The 18,166-nt window shown below is 29.2% G+C and carries 19 protein-coding genes; 5 read left to right on the plus strand and 14 right to left on the minus strand.

Going from position 1 to position 18,166, the window contains the following annotated elements:
• Nucleotides 1-642, plus strand: a 642-nt coding sequence (locus ABY298_RS08980) for a uroporphyrinogen decarboxylase family protein (RefSeq protein WP_372745709.1), incomplete at its 5' end; no start/stop codon positions are given.
• A gap of 72 nt (nt 643-714) precedes the next feature.
• Nucleotides 715-2,073, plus strand: a complete 1,359-nt coding sequence (gene hemN, locus ABY298_RS08985; RefSeq protein WP_372745710.1) for an oxygen-independent coproporphyrinogen III oxidase — start codon at nt 715-717, stop codon at nt 2,071-2,073.
• Nucleotides 2,074-2,206: 133 nt separating this feature from the next.
• On the opposite strand, the gene ABY298_RS08990 is transcribed toward hemN, so the two are convergent.
• The 4 genes from ABY298_RS08990 to ABY298_RS09005 all read right to left on the minus strand — a co-directional run bounded on the left by ABY298_RS08990 (nt 2,207) and on the right by ABY298_RS09005 (nt 5,490).
• Nucleotides 2,207-2,845, minus strand: coding sequence for a hypothetical protein (locus ABY298_RS08990; protein WP_372745711.1), 639 nt, complete (start codon nt 2,843-2,845; stop codon nt 2,207-2,209).
• A gap of 3 nt (nt 2,846-2,848) precedes the next feature.
• Nucleotides 2,849-3,343, minus strand: coding sequence for an RNA polymerase sigma factor (locus ABY298_RS08995; RefSeq protein ID WP_372745712.1), 495 nt, complete (start codon nt 3,341-3,343; stop codon nt 2,849-2,851).
• Between the two features lie 93 nt (nt 3,344-3,436).
• Nucleotides 3,437-4,135 carry a DUF4369 domain-containing protein gene (locus ABY298_RS09000; RefSeq protein ID WP_372745713.1) on the minus strand — a complete coding sequence of 233 codons (699 nt, stop codon included), beginning with the start codon at nt 4,133-4,135 and terminating at the stop codon, nt 3,437-3,439.
• A 53-nt stretch (nt 4,136-4,188) separates the two neighbouring features.
• On the minus strand, nt 4,189-5,490 hold the full coding sequence (locus tag ABY298_RS09005; RefSeq protein ID WP_372745714.1) for a DUF819 domain-containing protein: 1,302 nt from the start codon (nt 5,488-5,490) through the stop codon (nt 4,189-4,191).
• Between the two features lie 99 nt (nt 5,491-5,589).
• On the opposite strand from ABY298_RS09005, the gene ABY298_RS09010 reads away from it, so the two are divergent.
• Entirely contained in the window at nt 5,590-7,791 is a 2,202-nt protein-coding gene (locus ABY298_RS09010; protein ID WP_372745715.1) for a S46 family peptidase, read from the plus strand.
• Nucleotides 7,792-7,805: 14 nt separating this feature from the next.
• Nucleotides 7,806-9,983: a S46 family peptidase gene (locus ABY298_RS09015; RefSeq protein WP_372745716.1), complete on the plus strand. Its 2,178-nt coding sequence runs from the start codon at nt 7,806-7,808 to the stop codon at nt 9,981-9,983.
• Nucleotides 9,984-10,055: 72 nt separating this feature from the next.
• Here ABY298_RS09015 and ABY298_RS09020 read toward each other — a convergent pair whose 3' ends face one another.
• From ABY298_RS09020 to ABY298_RS09045, 6 genes are all read right to left on the minus strand, one after another.
• Complete coding sequence (locus tag ABY298_RS09020) at nt 10,056-10,970, minus strand: aldose 1-epimerase (protein ID WP_372745717.1); 915 nt, start codon at nt 10,968-10,970, stop codon at nt 10,056-10,058.
• On the minus strand, nt 10,963-11,139 hold the full coding sequence (locus tag ABY298_RS09025) for an Arc family DNA binding domain-containing protein (protein ID WP_372745718.1): 177 nt from the start codon (nt 11,137-11,139) through the stop codon (nt 10,963-10,965). The genes ABY298_RS09020 and ABY298_RS09025 overlap by 8 nt, the downstream gene beginning before the upstream one ends.
• 4 nt (nt 11,140-11,143) lie before the next feature.
• Entirely contained in the window at nt 11,144-12,088 is a 945-nt protein-coding gene (locus ABY298_RS09030; RefSeq protein WP_372745719.1) for an alpha/beta hydrolase, read from the minus strand.
• Nucleotide 12,089: 1 nt separating this feature from the next.
• Nucleotides 12,090-12,590 (minus strand): hypothetical protein, encoded by a 501-nt coding sequence (locus ABY298_RS09035; protein ID WP_372745720.1) that lies wholly within the window; start codon nt 12,588-12,590, stop codon nt 12,090-12,092.
• Nucleotides 12,591-12,752, minus strand: coding sequence for a hypothetical protein (locus ABY298_RS09040; RefSeq protein WP_372745721.1), 162 nt, complete (start codon nt 12,750-12,752; stop codon nt 12,591-12,593). It lies immediately after the preceding gene.
• A 75-nt stretch (nt 12,753-12,827) separates the two neighbouring features.
• Nucleotides 12,828-13,688, minus strand: coding sequence for an SPFH domain-containing protein (locus ABY298_RS09045; protein ID WP_372745722.1), 861 nt, complete (start codon nt 13,686-13,688; stop codon nt 12,828-12,830).
• A 112-nt stretch (nt 13,689-13,800) separates the two neighbouring features.
• Here ABY298_RS09045 and ABY298_RS09050 point away from each other — a divergent pair, with 112 nt between their 5' ends.
• Nucleotides 13,801-14,592, plus strand: a complete 792-nt coding sequence (locus ABY298_RS09050) for a S1/P1 nuclease (protein WP_372745723.1) — start codon at nt 13,801-13,803, stop codon at nt 14,590-14,592.
• 38 nt (nt 14,593-14,630) lie between these two features.
• Here ABY298_RS09050 and ABY298_RS09055 read toward each other — a convergent pair whose 3' ends face one another.
• The 4 genes from ABY298_RS09055 to ABY298_RS09070 all read right to left on the minus strand — a co-directional run.
• Nucleotides 14,631-15,527: an RluA family pseudouridine synthase gene (locus ABY298_RS09055; protein WP_372745727.1), complete on the minus strand. Its 897-nt coding sequence runs from the start codon at nt 15,525-15,527 to the stop codon at nt 14,631-14,633.
• Nucleotides 15,520-16,206 (minus strand): hypothetical protein, encoded by a 687-nt coding sequence (locus tag ABY298_RS09060; RefSeq protein WP_372745724.1) that lies wholly within the window; start codon nt 16,204-16,206, stop codon nt 15,520-15,522. Before ABY298_RS09060 ends, ABY298_RS09055 begins: the two co-directional genes overlap by 8 nt.
• Before the next feature lie 147 nt (nt 16,207-16,353).
• Nucleotides 16,354-17,388: a LamG-like jellyroll fold domain-containing protein gene (locus ABY298_RS09065; protein WP_372745725.1), complete on the minus strand. Its 1,035-nt coding sequence runs from the start codon at nt 17,386-17,388 to the stop codon at nt 16,354-16,356.
• Nucleotides 17,389-17,401: 13 nt separating this feature from the next.
• Nucleotides 17,402-18,166: LamG-like jellyroll fold domain-containing protein (locus ABY298_RS09070; protein ID WP_372745726.1), on the minus strand; the 765-nt coding region annotated here is incomplete at its 5' end.

Here is an 18,166-nt window from a genome sequence, read left to right on the forward strand (position 1 = left end):
AAGCAAATGTTGAATAATGATATTCCATTAATTGGTTTTGCGGGTTCTCCTTGGACAATTTTATGTTATTGTGTGCAAGGTCAGGGTTCTAAAACTTTTGATTTGGCAAAAGAATTTTGTTTTACAAAACCAGAATTAGCACATACATTGTTGCAAAAAATTACAGATACAACCATTGCTTATTTAAAAGAAAAAGTAAAAGCAGGTGTTAATGCTGTTCAAATTTTTGATTCTTGGGGAGGAATGTTATCTCCAGTAGATTATCAAGAGTTTTCTTGGAAATATATCAATCAAATTATTGAAGCATTAAAAGATGATGCTCCAGTAATTGCATTTGGAAAAGGTTGTTGGTTTGCATTAGAAGACATGGCAAAATCTAATGCTGCTGCTTTAGGTGTAGATTGGACAATTACACCGCAAATGGCACGTAAATTAGCTGGTAATAAAATTACATTACAAGGTAATTTTGATCCGGCAAGGTTATTATCACCACCAAAGGAAATCAAAAAAATGGTTACAAAAATGATTGATGATTTTGGAAAAGATAAATATATTGTAAATTTAGGTCATGGTATTTTACCAAATATTCCTGTAGATAATGCAAAGGCATTTATTGATGCTGTAAAGGAATATAAAAGTTAGATTTTAGAATTAAGATTTTAGAATTGAGAAAAAGAAATCTTATTACTAATTTATTACTACGCACTACTAATTATGAAAAACTTAATTCAAAAATATAATATTCCAGGACCAAGATATACCAGTTATCCAACGGTACCATTTTGGGACAAAGAAGGAATTGCTTTAGAAGATTGGAAACGTACTGTTAAAAAATCTTTTGATGAAAGTAATACTGTTGAAGGAATTAGCTTATATATTCATTTACCTTTTTGTGAAAGTTTATGTACTTTTTGTGCATGTCATAAAAAAATAACAAAGCGTCATGAGGTTGAACAACCGTACATAGAAACTGTTTTAAAAGAATGGGATTTATATTGTGATTTATTGGTTGAACGACCAAAAATTAGAGAAATTCATTTAGGAGGTGGAACGCCAACTTTCTTTTCATCAGAAAATTTAAAAAAACTAATTAATGGTATTTTTAAAAGAGCTGATAAATTTGAAGTTTTCGATTTTAGTTACGAAGGTCATCCAAATCATACTTCAGAAGAGCAATTACAAACATTGTTTAATTTAGGTTCTAGACGTAATAGTTTTGGAATTCAAGATTACGATCCTAAAGTACAAAAGGCTATTCATAGAGTTCAAAGTTTTGAGCAAGTAAAAAAAGTGCATGATTTATCAAAAAAAATAGGGTATGAATCTATTAGTCACGATTTAATTTTTGGACTTCCTTTTCAAACAGAAGAGAGTATTAGAAATACCATAAAAAATACGATAACATTAAAACCTGATAGAATTGCCTATTACAGCTATGCACACGTACCTTGGATAAAAGGCGTTGGGCAACGTGGTTTTGAAGATTCCGATTTACCCAAAGATACTGAAAAACGCCATTTGTACGAATTAGGAAAACAATTGTTTTTTGAAAATGGTTATGTAGAAATTGGAATGGATCATTTTGCTTTGCCAACAGATTCTTTGCACAAAGCTATGGAAGCAAAAAAATTACATCGTAATTTTATGGGCTATACTGCTGGAAAAACAGAATTAATGATTGGTTTAGGAATGTCGTCTATTAGTGATTCTTGGTATGCTTTTGCTCAAAATGAAAAAGATGTTGATGATTATACAACTAAAGTAAATGCAGGAATTATTCCAATTTTTAGAGGTCATTTGTTAACAGATATGGATTTAATTATTAGAAAACACATTTTAAATTTAATGTGTAATTTAGAAACTGAATGGAAAATTGGTTTAGATCCAAAAGTTAAAAATGAAATTATAGAGCGATTAAAACCAATAATTGATGATGGTTTGGTGCAGGTTTCTGATGAAAGAGTTAAAGTAAAAGAAGAAGGACGTATGTTTGTACGTAATATTTGTATGGCTTTTGATTTACGCTTACTTGAAAATAAACCAGAAACCAGAGTTTTTTCTATGACAATTTAAGTGAAAGATATATTAAAAAAGTTATCTTAAAAATGAAATTTTCGTCAACCTGAATCAAGTTCAGCACAACAAGCTTAAATGATATTTATAAAAAGCATACTAAAAACCCCGAAAGAAATTTCGGGGTTTTTAGTTAAATATCTAAATTTTCAAGTTCCTTATAATTTTTATTTAATCGTCTAAGTAAAATTCCATAAATTATTCTGTAATACAAGCACAGCAATCCAAACATAATTAATAAAATTACTACCTGAACAATAAGCAATATTTTTAAAAATAAATCACCATCAACAGCCGATTCTCCTGGGTTTAATGTTTTAATTAATAATTCAGGATTTGAAAACATAACTACATTTAAAATTATAGTTAATAAAACGTACATTATTATATTATAATAAACATAATAGTTAACGGTTTTTCTTGTTTTAATAATCCTTTTCATTAATAAATTTGTGCTTTCACTTACATATATTGTTTTATAATTTTTATAGAAAAAATAAATAAAAATTAGCACAACAGCATAATGTAAATATTGAGTAATGTTTAAAAAAGATCTTAAGTTAAACTTCTCATATATTTCTAAGTAGCTTTCTGGGATTAATAAATTTAATCCAGACCAAAATAAGAGTTCTGCTATACAAATAATTAAAATCCATTTTACTATAGATGATGATTTTTTGTGTATCAATTTATAAATATCATCGTAAGATATTTTAGGAAGGTTGGCTTCTTGCTTCTTCCAATCTCTTTTTAATAATTCTAATTCATCCATAGGTTACGGATTTAATATTGTTTTTAAGCGAGTTTTAATTCTATTCATTTTCACGCGTGCATTCACTTCAGAAATACCTAATGTTTCAGATATTTCGCTATAATTCTTATCTTCTAAGTATAAGAATATTAATCCTTTATCAATGTCTGAAAGCTGATGTATTGCTTTATACATTAATTTTAATTGTTCCTCTTCAGTATTGTCATAATCGGTAGATTCAATTTTATGTAAAACGGTATCAAAATCTTGTGTTGGTATACTTCTTTTCGATTTTCTATACAACGTAATAGCTGTATTTAACCCAATTCTATACATCCAAGTGCTTAATTTAGAATCACCTCTAAATGTTGGGTACGCTTTCCATAGTTGAATTGTAATTTCCTGAAACAAATCGTTATGCGATTCTTGATCGGAAGTGTAAATTCTACATACTTTATGAACAATATTCTGATTCTCTTGAAATTCAGAAATAAACTTATGTTCTAGTTCTTTAATCAAATTTGGTTAGTTTTCAACTAATAAGTCTTAGGTAATTTAATTTTGTTACAAATTAATCAAAAAAAAAGCAACTTGTTAAAGTTGCTTTTTTTTTTAGTTTTCAGATTGTTTTATTTCTTTAATAAACTTATCTAATTCTTTTCCATATTTAGATAATTTAACTTTTTCAGTTAAACTGTTATTAACAGTGTCTAAAAGTTTAATGTTAGCATTGTATAATTCTGTTAAAGCCAAATACGGAGCTGTTTCAAAATCTGCATTTACAACAGCAAAATTAGTGGTATAATAATATTTGCGTTTTAATAAACTCTTTTCGTCTTTTAATATTTTAGCTATTAAAGCAGTATCATTTTTTTGATGTGCTTCAAATTTTTCTTTTAATAAATCTAACTGTTTTCCAGTAAATTTTTTAGACATTGCTTTGTATTCTTCTAACTTTTCTTGATTTTTAGAACCAGTAATTTTTGCTGAAGTAGCAAATTTTTCAACTCTAGAGTTAATTGTAATTTCACCTTTTTCACCAAAAAAAGTTATTTTTTCTGAGGCTATTTTATCAAGTGAAACAATGTAAACTTCTGGAGTTTCAATTTCGTCAGACAATACAAATATACCATCGCCATTAATTTCAACAGAATCTACAGATACTAACACCGTATCTTTCATTTTTTGTAAATATACAGTACCTTTTTTTAGTCCATCAACAGATACTTTAACCAACATATTTCCAGTTTTATCTTTTGTACAAGCAGCTAAAACCGAAATTAAAATAATACAACTTATTAATTTTTTCATTTTATAAAATTTATAGCACAAATATCTTATATTTTTTTGATTATTTAATGAATTTATGGAGCAACAATACGCATTAATTCTGCTGTAAACATAGCACCGTATGTACCAACTACATAGCCAAATACAGCTAGTAAAACGCCAACAGTTGCAAGTGAAGGATGAAACGCAGCTGCAACAATTGGAGCAGAAGCTGCACCACCAATATTTGCTTGGCTACCAACAGCTAAAAAGAAAAAAGGAGCTTTTATTAATTTTGCAATTGCTATAAGAATAATAACGTGAATTACCATCCAAATTAAACCAACTATTAACAATCCAGGATTATCAAATATTTGAGTTAAATTCATCTTCATACCAATAGACGCTACTAAAATATAAATAAATACGCTTCCAATTTTACTTGCACCTGCGCCTTCGTAACTTTTTAGTTTAGTGAAGGATAATAAAATTCCTAAAATAGTTGCAATAGTTATCATCCAAAAAAACTGAGAACCAAAAGATGACATTGCAGAGGTTTTATCGCTTACAGCATCAAAATTATTAATTAAATAATCTGAAATTAAATCGGCGCCAAAATGTGAGGCTCCAACAACAACAAATGCTATAGATAAAATTACCATTAAATCTGGTAATGTTGGGTTTCTATTTATTTTTGCAGCGTAATTAGAAACTTTATCTTTCAAAGTTTCTATGGCAGAGCTATCAGCTTTTAACCATTTATCTATTTTTTCGTTTTTTCCAATTCCAAGTAATAAAATAGCCATCCAAATATTTGCAACTACAATATCAACAATAACAAAACTGGCGTAATTTTTTGTGTTAAACTCATAAATTTCAAGCATTGCAGCTTGGTTTGCACCACCACCAATCCAACTTCCGGCTAATGTAGCTAAACCTCTCCAAACGGCATCTGGTCCAACTCCACCAACGGTTTCAGGCGAAACAAATGAAACTAATAAAACAGCTATTGGTCCACCAATTATAATTCCTAAGGTTCCAGCTAAAAACATAATTAAAGCTTTAGGACCTAAATTAAAAACAGCTTTTAAATCAATGCTTAAAGTCATTAAAACTAAGGCCGCAGGTAATAAAAACCTACTGGCTATATAATATAATTGAGAACCATGATGTGTAATTTCACCGGTTTCACTTATTGTTTCCCATTCTGGAGAAATAATTCCAGTGGATGTAAAAATGGCGGGTAACATATATGCCATTAATAATGCGGGCACATATTTGTAAAATTTTTTCCAACCACTATTATTGCTAGATGAAGTATAAAAAACAAAACCAAGGGTTAACATTAAAATTCCAAATACAATTGTATCTTGTGTAAAAAAGGGTGTAGTATCCATATAATTATTTCAATTTCGGCTAATTTAATATTATTTATGACTTTATTCGCAAAAAATAAGTTTTTGGTTTCCTATATTTGTTCATTAAAAATTATTTAAATGAAATATATAAAACTCTATTTACTTATTGCATTATTGGTAATTTCTTGTAAATCTGTTCAAGAAGCCAATACAATTGTTCAAAAACCTGTAACTACTGAAGTTGATACCCGAGAAATTCAGGGCGGAATGTGGATTCCATCTTTGTTAGAAGGGATAAATGAAACTGAAATGCAATTATTAGGTAGTAAAATGACAGCTAAAGATATTTACGATGTAAATAATTCTAGCTTAAAGGATGCAATTGTGCATTTTAACGGAGGTTGTACTTCTGAAATTATTTCGCCAAACGGATTGCTTTTAACAAATCATCACTGTGGTTTTGGAGCCATTCAATCACATTCTACTGTAGAACATGATTATTTAGAAAATGGTTTTTGGGCGAAAAGTTACGATGAAGAATTAGCAAACCCAGGAATGACAGTTACTTTTATTAAAAGAATTGATGATGTAACCGCTCAAATTTTTGAAGGTGTTTCTGAAACTATGGACGAGGCTTCAAAAATGAAATTGATTGATCAGAATATTGATAAAGCAACCAAAGCTGCTCAAAAAGAAGATTGGCAAAATGCCAATGTTAAATCTTTTTACGATGGTAATCAATACTTACTATTTGTTACAGAAATTTTTAAAGATGTTCGTTTAGTTGGTGCGCCACCATCATCAATTGGAAAATTTGGAGCAGATACAGATAACTGGATGTGGCCAAGACATACAGGAGATTTTTCTATGTTTAGAATTTATGCAGATGCTAATAACCAACCTGCTAGTTATTCAAAAAACAATGTTCCGTATAAACCAAATCATTATTTACCAATATCATTAGATGGTGTTGCTGAAAAAGATTTTACGTTAGTTTTTGGTTTTCCTGGAAGTACAGACGAGTATTTACCAGCAGTTGCAGTTGACCAAATTGTAAATGTATCAAATCCAGCAAAAATTGAAGTAAGAGATAATGCATTAAAAATTGTGAATTCATTTATGCGTGAAGATCCAGCTATAAAAATTCAGTATGCAGCAAAATATGCATCCACAGCAAACTATTGGAAAAAATGGATTGGTGAAAATCAAGGAATTCAAAAATCAAATGCAGTTCAAAAGAAAAAAGAGTTAGAAACTGAATTTTCTAAAATTGTTACCGAAAAAGATTTAGTTGGGTATTCAACATTATTATCTGATTTTGAGCAATTATATGCTGAAATTGAAAATGTTTCTTTAGCACGTGATTACTGGATGGAAGTTGCTTATAGAAATGTAGAATTATTAGGAGTTACTTTTAGAACTTTTCAATTAGAACAGGCATATTTAAGAGGAGGAGAACAAGTATTTGAAAACGCAAGACAAGCAACTTTAAGCAGGTTAGAAGGAACTTATAAAAATTATAGCGCTAAAGTAGACCAACCAGTTTTTGAAAAATTAGTGAGTTTAGCAGCTGAAAAAGCACCTAAGGAATATTTACCATCAAATATGAAAAATGTTAATTATTCTACCTTAGCAACAGATATTTATGCAACTTCAAAATTAACTTCATTAGAAGGGGCAAAAGAATTACTGTCAGGTTCAGCTGAAGAGGTAATGAAAAAGTTAAATGCAGATAAGGCCTATGCTTTTGGTAAAGAGTGGCATTTGTTGTTTTACAATAGTTTAGAACCTAAATTTCAAGAGTTGAATATGCAAATTGTTGCTGTTCAAAAAAACTATATGAAAGCATTAATGGAAGTATTTCCAAATAAGCGTTTCTTTCCAAATGCTAACGGAACATTACGTGTAACTTACGGACAAGTAAGAGGTTACGAACCAAAAGATGGTGTTTATTATAACACAACAACCTATTTAGATGGTGTTGTTGAAAAATATGTTCCGGGTGATTACGAATTTAACGTTCCTCAAAAATTATTGGATTTATACGAAGCAAAAGATTATGGGCAATATGGTGAAAACGGTAAAATGCCAGTTTGTTTTATAGGTACAAATCATACTACAGGTGGTAATTCAGGAAGTCCAGCAATTGATGCTCACGGAAATTTAATAGGATTAAATTTTGATAGAGTTTGGGAAGGTACTATGAGTGATATGAATTACGATCCAGATATTTGTAGAAATATAATGGTAGATATACGATACGTATTATTTATAGTAGATAAATTTGCCGGAGCAAAAAACTTAATAGATGAGATGACTTTAGTACATCCAAAAAAATAAATAAACAATAGAAAATGAGATATTTAAAACTTTATGTAGCACTGGCGATTTTATTTGTATCGCTAAATTCAGTTGCGCAGGTTTCCGAAAAGGTTGATACGCGCAAAATTCAAGGCGGAATGTGGGTTCCTTCTTTATTAGAAGGAATGAATGAGCAAGAAATGCAATTGCTTGGAAGCAAAATGACTGCCAAAGATATTTACGATGTAAATAACTCTAGTTTAAAAGATGCGATTGCACATTTTGGTGGTGGTTGTACATCTGAAATTATTTCGCCAAACGGATTATTATTAACCAATCATCACTGTGGTTACGGAGTTATTCAATCGCATTCTTCGGTTGAACATGATTATTTAAAAGATGGTTTTTGGGCAATGAGCTACGAAGAGGAATTACCAAACGAAAGTTTAACAGCAACATTTATTAAAAGAATTGATGATGTAACTGCACAAGTTTTTGAAGGTGTTTCTGACGATATGGATGAAGCTGAAAAAATGAAAATTGTTAATCAAAATATTTTAAAAGTTAACAAAGAAGTTCAAAAAGAGGAGTGGCAAGATTCTTATGTGCGTTCTTTTTATAAAGGAAATCAATATTTATTATTTGTTACTGAAGTATTTACAGATGTACGTTTAGTTGGTGCGCCTCCAACATCAATTGGTAAATTTGGAGCAGATACTGATAACTGGATGTGGCCAAGACATACTGGAGATTTCTCTATGTTTAGAGTATATGCAGATGCTAACAATCGTCCTGCTAAATATTCAAAAGACAATGTGCCTTACAAACCAGCACATTATTTACCAATATCTTTAGATGGTGTTGAGGAAAGAGATTTTACTATGGTATTTGGTTTCCCAGGAAGAACAAACGAATATTTACCTGCGGTTGCAGTAGATCAAATTGTAAATGTATTAAATCCTGCTAAAATTGAAGTAAGAGATAATGCATTAAAAATTATTGATTCTTATATGCGTAAAGATGCAGATATTAAAATAAAATATGCATCAAAATTTGCTTCAACAGCAAACTATTGGAAAAAATGGATTGGAGAAAATCAAGGAATTCATCAAACAAAAGCTATTGATGTTAAAAAAGCAGAAGAAGTAGCGTTTTCTAAAATAGTTGCTGAAAAAGATTTGGTTGGGTATTCAACATTATTATCTGATTTTGAAAAACTGTATAAAGAAATTGAAAGCGTTTCTTTGGCGCGTGATTATTGGATTGAAATTGCTTACAGAAATGTTGAGTTATTAGGTGTTACGTTTAAAGTATATCAGTTAGAGCAAACCTATTTAAAAGGTGGAGAACAAGCTTTTGAAGAAGCTAGACAAAACATTTTAGGTAGTTTAGAAGGTACTTATAAAAATTATAGTGCAGTTGTTGATAAACCAGTTTTTGAAAAATTAGTGGCTTTATATGCCGAAAAAACGCCTGCTGAATTTGTGCCTGCAAATATGAAAAATGTTAATTATGCAAAATTAGCAACTGATATTTATGGAACGTCTAAATTAACAAGTTTACAAGGTGCTACTGATTTATTATCAGGAAAGGCTGCAGATGTTATTAAAAAAATTAATGCAGATAAAGCATATAAGTTTGGTAAAGAATTACACAGTATTTTTTACAATCAGCTAGAGCCTAAATACCAAGCATTAAATTTACAAATTGAGGCCGTTCAAAAAGAATATATGAAAGCTTTAATGGAAGTGTTTCCAAATAAACGCTTTTTCCCAGATGCTAATAGTACTTTACGTGTAAATTACGGAATGGCACAAGGTTACAGTCCAAAAGATGGCGTTACTTATACTACAAAAACATACTTAAAAGGTGTAATGGAAAAATACATTCCTGGAGATTATGAATTTGATGTACCACAAAAATTACAAGATTTATACCACGCTAAAGATTACGGTCAGTATGGCGAAAACGGTAAAATGCCTGTAAATATTTTATCAACAAACCATATGACTGGAGGAAATTCAGGTAGTCCAATTGTTGATGGAAATGGTAATTTAATTGGTTTAGCTTTTGATACAACTTGGGAAGGAACAATGAGTGATTTATACTTTGATGCTGATATTGTTAGAAGTATAATGGTTGATATTCGATACGTATTATTTATTATTGATAAATACGCAGGTGCTACAAATCTTATTGAAGAAATGACATTAGTACATCCAAAAAAATAGTTTTTATATACTAATTAACAAATAAAAAAGCACCTTGAAAAAGGTGCTTTTTTATTTTACAAAAGGGTTGTTTTAATAATTTAAATTTATTTTCCAATCAAAAGATTTTTTTGGCATTAAAGTTAGTAAGCCATTTTTATTATTAAAACTATTAGGCGCACACGTCATTGGTTCAATAGCAATACAATCTCTGGTGTGTGGTGTGTAACATTGCAAATAATTTTTATTTGATGTAGCTGTAAAATCTATCACAATTTCGTAATCTGGAGTTTTAAATGTGGCTTTTGGATGTTGAATTAAAAAGCAATCATCTAAAAAAGTGTCTTCTAAAGTTAAAGGAGTTTTAAAAGGAATTTGAATTTCTTCTTGAGGAATCATTTTATCATTTAAGTCGTATTTTTTTGTACCATCAAAGGTTAAAATGCTTTTTGCTAAGTTGGTTGATTTAAAATAAGGATGCCATCCAAGTCCAAAAGGAAATTCTTCTTCGCCGTTATTTACTACGTTAAAATTAATAGCCAAATTGTATTTTGTAAAAGTGTATGTAATATCAATTTTGTAAGCAAAAGGAAAACCAGTAATGTCACCATTGTTAGTATAACTTAAAGTTATTTCGGCGCTGTTTTCAGTGGCATCGGCTTTTGTTACTTCAAATTGTTTATTGAAAATATGGCCATGTAAAGAGTTGTTTAAGGTAGTTTCATTACAAAATAATTGGTATTGATTATTGTTAAAAGAATATTTACCATCATCAATTCTGTTTGGTGAAGGAAATAATAAAGAAGAATTGTATTTGTTTTTATACAACGTTAAACCTTCTTCGTTATTTGTTATTCCATCAATTATTTCAATGCCGTTTTTTGTTAACTTTTGAAGTGAGGCGCCTAAATTTGGATAAATTATGGCAGAAACTAAAGTTGTTGGGTTAGAGATTTTTACTTCATTAAGAAGTGGATTGTCGTTTTTTTTAATTTCAATTTTAAACATTGTCTTTTGAATTATTTTTTTTAGGTAATCTATTTGCATTTTTTAAGCATTGATTTAGCATCCATTCTAACTGACCGTTAGTGGAACGAAACTCGTCTGCAGCCCATTTTTCAATAGCTTTTAACATGTCTTCGTTAATGCGTAATGCAAATGCTTTTTTATTTGCCATAGTATTAAAGTTCGTTTATAAATTTTGTTAGTATTGTTATTAATTCATCTTTTATTGGTAAATCTGGATTGTTATAAGAGTTCATGTTTTCGGTTACATCTCCTTTAATTTCTTTTAAAAGATGGTTCATGTTTTCTATAATAAAAAGTTGAGAATTTGGTTTTGCCTTGTAAAGTAATTCCGCATCAATAGTTTGCACTTGAATATCTTTTGTACCATTTATAATTAATGTGGGAATTGTTAATTTTTTAATTTCGTTTTGTGGATTGTATTTTATCCATGACATTAAAAATGGTTGTACGGATTTATTAAAAACAGATGCTAGCATTGGATTAAAATCATCAACTATAACACCTTTTTTTAATGAATCTAACACTCTAACAGTTTCGTCTTTTAAAAACGGTGCTTGTTTTGAAATTTGTTCAATTAATATTTCGTCAATGGTTTTTCCAGCACCTTCTAATGATATAAAGGCGTCTGCAATGTTTTTTCCTGAAATCATACCAACTAAACTTCCTTGGCTGTGGCCAACAACAATAATTTTTGAATAATTTTTAGAGGTTTTAAAATAGGATAGTACAGCTTTAGTATCTGTAATAAATGATTCAAAAGTTAAGGTATCAACAGTTGCAATTTGTTCTTTTGTATAAGAAAGCACACTTTTATCAAATCTGTAAGAAGAAATATTGTTTTCAGCCAATTTTTCAGCTAAAAATTTTAATGAATTATTTTTCATTGCAGCGTTATTTCCATCTCTATCCGTTGGGCCAGAACCTGGAATTATAATTACCAAAGGTGTTTTTTTCTTAGAATTGATGTTTAATAAAGTTCCGTTTAAGGTTGTTGAAGGTGTTTTAATAGATTGCGCTATCTCGGTATAATTTTTTTCCTGTGAAAAAGAAAAACTAGAGATGAATAAAAACCAGACTAAAAGTGTTGTTACTTTCATATTATATTATGTTTTTTTGATAGGTGTCTAATGTTTTTTGAAGTGTGTCTTTTAACTGTGTACCAAATAATATTTTTTTACCATTTTTCAGTTCCAATTGTAAACCTATATTTCCTTTTGTGGTATAACACTTTCCTCTTTTTGTAAAAAAGCTATATTTTATTCCCCAACCACCATATTCACTAATTGCTTCGTATTTTCTAATGTAGCATTTTGCAATATTTTTCCACGGAATTGTTTTAAAATTGAATTGAAATGGATAGAACTTATAGTGAATGCCAATTTCATCAACGCGCGTTTTTAATTTTAAAAAAACAAATAATAAGGCAACAATTAGCACTATAATAATTCCAATTAAACTACCAAGTTTTTTGCTAAAACTTTCTTCTGACACTGTTTGCCAATTTTGATAAGTTGTAATTGAAGTAATTATAAAAGCCATTAATAATCCTACAATTACAAATAGCTGATTAAATTTTTGCTCTTCCTTAAAAATTCTCATTTATCGGTTTTTTTCTCTTTCTAATAATGCTTTCATAAAACTTCCTCCGTGGTGTGTAACACTATTCACGGTCCATCCTTCTCGTGCCAATTGATTTAAATTATCCTCAAAATCAGCATCTTTTCCCCACATTCCTTTTTTAATAATTTTATATTCTTTCATGGTTAAAAATTAAAATATTTTAGATAGTAATAGGGTAATAATAATAGTGATATATGTTAAAACGGTTATCATATTTTAATGATTTAAAGTTCCTGTATTTACAATTGGCGCTACATCTTTATCAGAGCAAAGTACCACCATTAAATTGCTAACCATTGCAGCCTTTCGTTCTTCATCTAAATCAACAATATTATTTTTATTAAGTTTATCTAATGCCATTTCAACCATACTTACTGCGCCTTCTACAATTTTATGACGTGCCGCTATAATTGCTGTGGCTTGTTGTCTTTTTAACATTGCGCTTGCAATTTCCTGAGCATATGCTAAGTAACCAATTCGTGCTTCTAGTACTTCTATTCCTGCCATTTCTAAGCGTTCAGATAATTCTTCTTCCAGCGCTTCACTAACTTCATTTACACTTGCTCTTAAGGTAATTTCTTCTGCTTTTCCATCATCTTCAAAATTGTCATAAGGATATAAACTTGCCAATTTTCGTACAGCAGCATCAGATTGTACGCGCACAAAATTTTCGTAATTATCAACATCAAAAGCAGCCTTATAAGTGTCTTTTACTTTCCAAACTGCAATTGTGCTAATCATAATTGGATTCCCTAGTTTGTCATTTACCTTTACGCGTTCACTATCAAAATTGCTAGCACGTAATGAAATACTTTTTTTAGTGTACAATGGATTTGCCCAATAAAAACCATTTTCTTTTACGGTTCCAATGTATTTACCAAATAATAACAAAACTTTTGAAGTGTTGGGGTTTACTAAAAAGAAACCTGGAATGGTAATAATTGCAGTTACTAAAAGAGCTATAAATAGTAGAATTATAGAATTTACTAAACTAAAAATTCCGCCAACAATAATTAGCAATAGTAAAAATAGCATAAAATAGCCATTGGATAATTTAATAATTTTTTCTTGAGTCATGATAAGTTGATTTTATGATATTAAAATGATATTATAAAGATATAAAAAAAAATTAAATATTTACAAATAATTCATCAACAATAGTTTTATATTAGCCTAAAATTATTTTTAAATGAAAACATTAAAATTAGTAGTTGTTATAGGGTTGTTTTTAGCAACTTCATTTGTTGGAAACTCTAACAATAATCCTTTTTGGGGTGCAACTGGCCATAGAACAATTGGCAAAATTGCCGAAGATTATTTATCTGGTAAAAGTAAACGTAAAATTGCTGAATTATTAGACGGACAAAGTTTAGCGTTGGTTTCTACCTTTGGCGATGATATAAAATCCGATAAACGTTACAACGATTTTTATACTTGGCATTATGTAAATATGCCTTTTGATGTAAAATATGAAGATTCGGAGAAAAATGAAAAAGGCGATTTAGTTTCTGGAATTGAGAAATGTAAAGCTGTTATTGTAGATAAAAATGCTTCAAAAGAAGATAAAGCGTTTTACTTAAAAATGTTAGTGCATTTAATTGGAGATTTACATCAGCCAATGCATGTTGGAAGATATGAAGATAAAGGTGGAAACGATATACAAGTTAGATGGTTTAATGATGGTACAAATTTACATTCTGTTTGGGATTCTAAAATGATTGAGAGTTTTAATATGACTTTTACTGAATTAGCAGATAACACCGATAAAATTTCAAAGGAACAAGTTGCGTATTTACAAAAAGGAACAATTGCTGATTGGGCAAATGAAACACAACAATTAGCTATAAAAGTATATGGTTCTGCCGAGGTGGGAGAAAAATTAAGTTATAATTACATGTACGAAAATTTTGGACTGGTACGTTCTCAGTTACAAATTGGAGGTATTAGGTTAGCCTATGTTTTAAATACCTTGTTTTCTTAATAAGGTTCAAAAGTTCATCTAGGTTTTACCTTTTTTAATTAAATATTATAGTTGTTCCAACGTCTTTTTTCTCGATTTAAAAGTGAATTAAATTTGTTTGGAACAGCTATTTTAAAGGTTGTTTTTTCTGAAGTTTTTGGATGTAAAAAAGTAATGTCTGTTGCTGCTAAAAAAAGACCTTTTCCTTTGTGCAACATTTCTTTATCTCCATACAATTTATCACCTAAAATTGGATGGCCAATAGATGCTAAATGAATTCTTATTTGATGTGTTCTTCCCGTTTTTGGAGTTGCTTTTAAATAAGTTAATTCTTTAAATTTTAAAGATTTTACAACTTCAATGGTTTCAAAAAATGTTAATGATTCTTTGTTTTCAATAGGAGAGTTTATAGTACAGTTTTTAAAAATTGCTCCAACTACAATAGCTACATAATTTTTTTGAATGGTTTTATTTTCAAACTGCTTGCCAAGTTCTATTTGTGCAGTTTTAGTTTTTGCAATTAATAATATACCCGAAGTTTGATTGTCTAATCTATGAACTGGCGTTGGTTTAAATAACGCATCACTTTCTGTGCTTTCTTTTAAATTATAGGGTAAAGCATTAAAAATTGTTTTAAAGGAGTTTCCGCTAACTGTAATTCCGGCAGGTTTATTTATTACCGCCAAATGTTCATCTTCAAAAACAACTTCTAAATTATACTCAAAAGCTTTGGGTTTTATTGATGGATCTTTTAGTAGTTCTAAAACTTGTCCTTCTTGTATCCAGGTTCCTGTTTCGGCAATTATACCGTTACATAAAATTAAACCTTTTTTTATAGCTTTTTTTACACCACTTTTTGATGGAATAAATTCTTTAAAAACAAAGGGTGCATATTCTTGTAAACGAATATGATTAATGGTTTTTGGAACAATATGTGAATGGATTATTTTAATAATATAAAACGCCTAAAGTAGCTACTTCGCCAGTTCCTAATCCCCATTCTTTTGAAGAGATAAGATTGCCATCGGCATCGTACACATTCAATTCTGCAGTATTTGGGCCAGATAATCCTTGATTTATAGCCTGAAAATCTAATTTATTGTAACCTTTTTCTAAAGTTACGTAATACACATACGAATTACCTTTTAATCCAATATTATCACTTACAACGTGTTCGTTTAAATAAATTCTAATTCTATCGCCATCTACATAACTATGATCTCGGCATTCAATTCTAACAGTTTTGGTTTTGCTTTTTAGGGTTCCCAAGCTCATAGAGCTTTTTAATTTTTTATGTGTAACATCTTCATTATTCCAATACTTTTTACCAGTTATATCTCTATCTTCAGGAAGCGTTTCCATTAAAAAATTTGAATTATTTGTATTGCTGTACTTGTTTAAATTAGAGTTAATAGCTTCGGTATTTACTTTTGCATCTATTTTAAAGTCTAAATTGGTATTCGGATTTACTTTCATTTTAGAAAAATCCACTTTTAATTGACCGCTATTTTGCGTAGTTGTTAGTTCATTATCAATTTTATTAACCTTAGAAGAGTCGTTTTGAGAAAACAAATTTAAGGCTGAAAAGCTAATAATTAGAGAAAAAAGAATTTGTAAATATTGAATTTTCATCATTTAATTTATTTTAAAATAAGCTACAATAAAAGTGCCAATTTTAGAGTCTTTATATTTTAAAGGTAAAAGTAATATAAAAAGCCTCAAAAAAGTTTGAGGCTTTTTATAAATGTTTGTTAAACTGTTTACACTTCTTTTTTTAAAAATTTAGTTAATAATAAATTTTAAAGATTGATTAGTATTTAAAGTTTCCACTTTTAAAATATGAATTCCTTGTTGTAATGGATGAAGCGAAATCACTTCTTGAATATCTGAAGTTTCAAATACTTTTTGCCCTAGTAAATTATAAACTTCAATAGTTTTAATTTTATTTAAATTTTGTGTGTTTTTCAAATGCAGAGTGTTATCTGAAATAAATAAATTTAAATCTGAAGTTTTATTTGTGTTAATGGAAAGCGCACCAAAATCCATACCTAGTGTCCAATTTGAGGTTGTTCCGTTTAATGCAAATCCTATTAAAGTTCCATCAAAATTATTTATTGAACTGTCTATTAGAACCGTTTCGGAACTATTATTTCCATTTGCTATACCTTGATTAAAATTGTAATATGTAATTAAATTAGCCTCGTTTCCTGTTAATTCTTTATTCATATTTTCTGCTATTTCAGTAGCTGTTCTTTCCACATTCCAAATTCTAAAATCATCTATGTTTGATTTACTGTAAGAATCTCCGTGATCTATCCAAGCACCAATTGTAAGCGGAACCGAATTATTTGCTATTGTACCTGTAGCATAAGATTCGGCCTCAAGGTTTCCATTAATATACATTTTATGACTTCCGGAAGTGTAAACAATAGCTATATGAACCCAAGTATTTACCATTGGTGAACTTACACTTGTTAAAACAATTGTTGAAACATTATATGGTCTCCATATTATTTTAGCAACAGCAGGATTACTGTTATTAAGCGCAATAATTTGATTGGAAACAACATTGTTATTTTGCCTTGCAACAATAGCTCCATAAGCATAATAATTAGAGGAATCTTGATCTTGATTTGTACTATTCCAATTTACCCACATTTCAATAGTACCTGTTTGTAAATTGTTTAATGCTCCACCATTTGGAATTGACACGTAGTCATCTATTCCATCAAAATTAAGAGAGTTTTGACTTAAGAGCATACCAGAGCATATAAAGAAAGATACCACACAGATAAATTTTACGACTGAATTTTTCATTTTTTTAAAAAAATTAGTTAATAATAAATTTTAAAGATTGATTAGTATTTGAAGTTTTCACTTTTAAAATATAAATTCCTTTTTGTAGTTGTTGAAGCGAAATCACTTCTTGAATATCTGAAGTTTTAAATACTTGTTGACCTAGTAAATTATAAACTTCAATAGTTTTAATTTCATTTAAATTTTGTGTGTTTTTGAAATATAGAGTGTTATTAAAAACATAAAAACTGCTATTAGCAACATCTTCAATTTTTTCAACTTTTAGAGTGTTATAATTATATAAATTTAGAATTTCAGCTTCAGAAAGTGCTTTGTTGTAAATTCTAAGGTCATCAATAGCTCCTTGAAAAAATTCGGCGCCAGATCTAGCTCCAATAGTTAAAATATCTGTTACTACTCCATAAGGGCTTGTTGATTCTGTATGAGTAGATAAAACGTTATTTACATAAATTTTTTTTGTATTATCTGCTTCTGAAATAACAGCAATATGATTCCATTGCCCAGCAATTAAAGGGTTATTTGTTGAATTTGCATATTTTTTATATTCAAATTGTAAGAAACCTGTTGTTTTTGTTCTTAGTAGATAATTAGTGTTAGATGTGTAATTTGATTTACCTAAAATCATTGCATTTGATAAGGTTGTTGGTTTAACCCATACAGAAATTGAAAGTTCACCTTCCATATTTAAATTAGTGCTATGATTAACTGTAATAATATCATTAACTCCATCAAATGAATAGGCACGTTCTAAATTTCCATTTCTATCTGTTGTTAAAGT

It is taken from the genome of Lutibacter sp., from assembly GCF_041596795.1.
GTDB lineage: Bacteria > Bacteroidota > Bacteroidia > Flavobacteriales > Flavobacteriaceae > Lutibacter.

Excerpts from the sequence above, each read along its gene's own strand:
- hemN (WP_372745710.1), top strand. The coding sequence starts at position 715 with ATGAAAAACTTAATTCAAAAATATAATATTCCAGGACCAAGATATACC.
- ABY298_RS08990 (WP_372745711.1), bottom strand. The coding sequence starts at position 2,845 with ATGGATGAATTAGAATTATTAAAAAGAGATTGGAAGAAGCAAGAAGCC.
- ABY298_RS09000 (WP_372745713.1), bottom strand. The coding sequence starts at position 4,135 with ATGAAAAAATTAATAAGTTGTATTATTTTAATTTCGGTTTTAGCTGCT.
- ABY298_RS09005 (WP_372745714.1), bottom strand. The coding sequence starts at position 5,490 with ATGGATACTACACCCTTTTTTACACAAGATACAATTGTATTTGGAATT.
- ABY298_RS09010 (WP_372745715.1), top strand. The coding sequence starts at position 5,590 with ATGAAATATATAAAACTCTATTTACTTATTGCATTATTGGTAATTTCT.
- ABY298_RS09015 (WP_372745716.1), top strand. The coding sequence starts at position 7,806 with ATGAGATATTTAAAACTTTATGTAGCACTGGCGATTTTATTTGTATCG.
- ABY298_RS09020 (WP_372745717.1), bottom strand. The coding sequence starts at position 10,970 with ATGTTTAAAATTGAAATTAAAAAAAACGACAATCCACTTCTTAATGAA.
- ABY298_RS09025 (WP_372745718.1), bottom strand. The coding sequence starts at position 11,139 with ATGGCAAATAAAAAAGCATTTGCATTACGCATTAACGAAGACATGTTA.
- ABY298_RS09030 (WP_372745719.1), bottom strand. The coding sequence starts at position 12,088 with ATGAAAGTAACAACACTTTTAGTCTGGTTTTTATTCATCTCTAGTTTT.
- ABY298_RS09035 (WP_372745720.1), bottom strand. The coding sequence starts at position 12,590 with ATGAGAATTTTTAAGGAAGAGCAAAAATTTAATCAGCTATTTGTAATT.
- ABY298_RS09040 (WP_372745721.1), bottom strand. The coding sequence starts at position 12,752 with ATGAAAGAATATAAAATTATTAAAAAAGGAATGTGGGGAAAAGATGCT.
- ABY298_RS09045 (WP_372745722.1), bottom strand. The coding sequence starts at position 13,688 with ATGACTCAAGAAAAAATTATTAAATTATCCAATGGCTATTTTATGCTA.
- ABY298_RS09050 (WP_372745723.1), top strand. The coding sequence starts at position 13,801 with ATGAAAACATTAAAATTAGTAGTTGTTATAGGGTTGTTTTTAGCAACT.
- ABY298_RS09060 (WP_372745724.1), bottom strand. The coding sequence starts at position 16,206 with ATGATGAAAATTCAATATTTACAAATTCTTTTTTCTCTAATTATTAGC.
- ABY298_RS09065 (WP_372745725.1), bottom strand. The coding sequence starts at position 17,388 with ATGAAAAATTCAGTCGTAAAATTTATCTGTGTGGTATCTTTCTTTATA.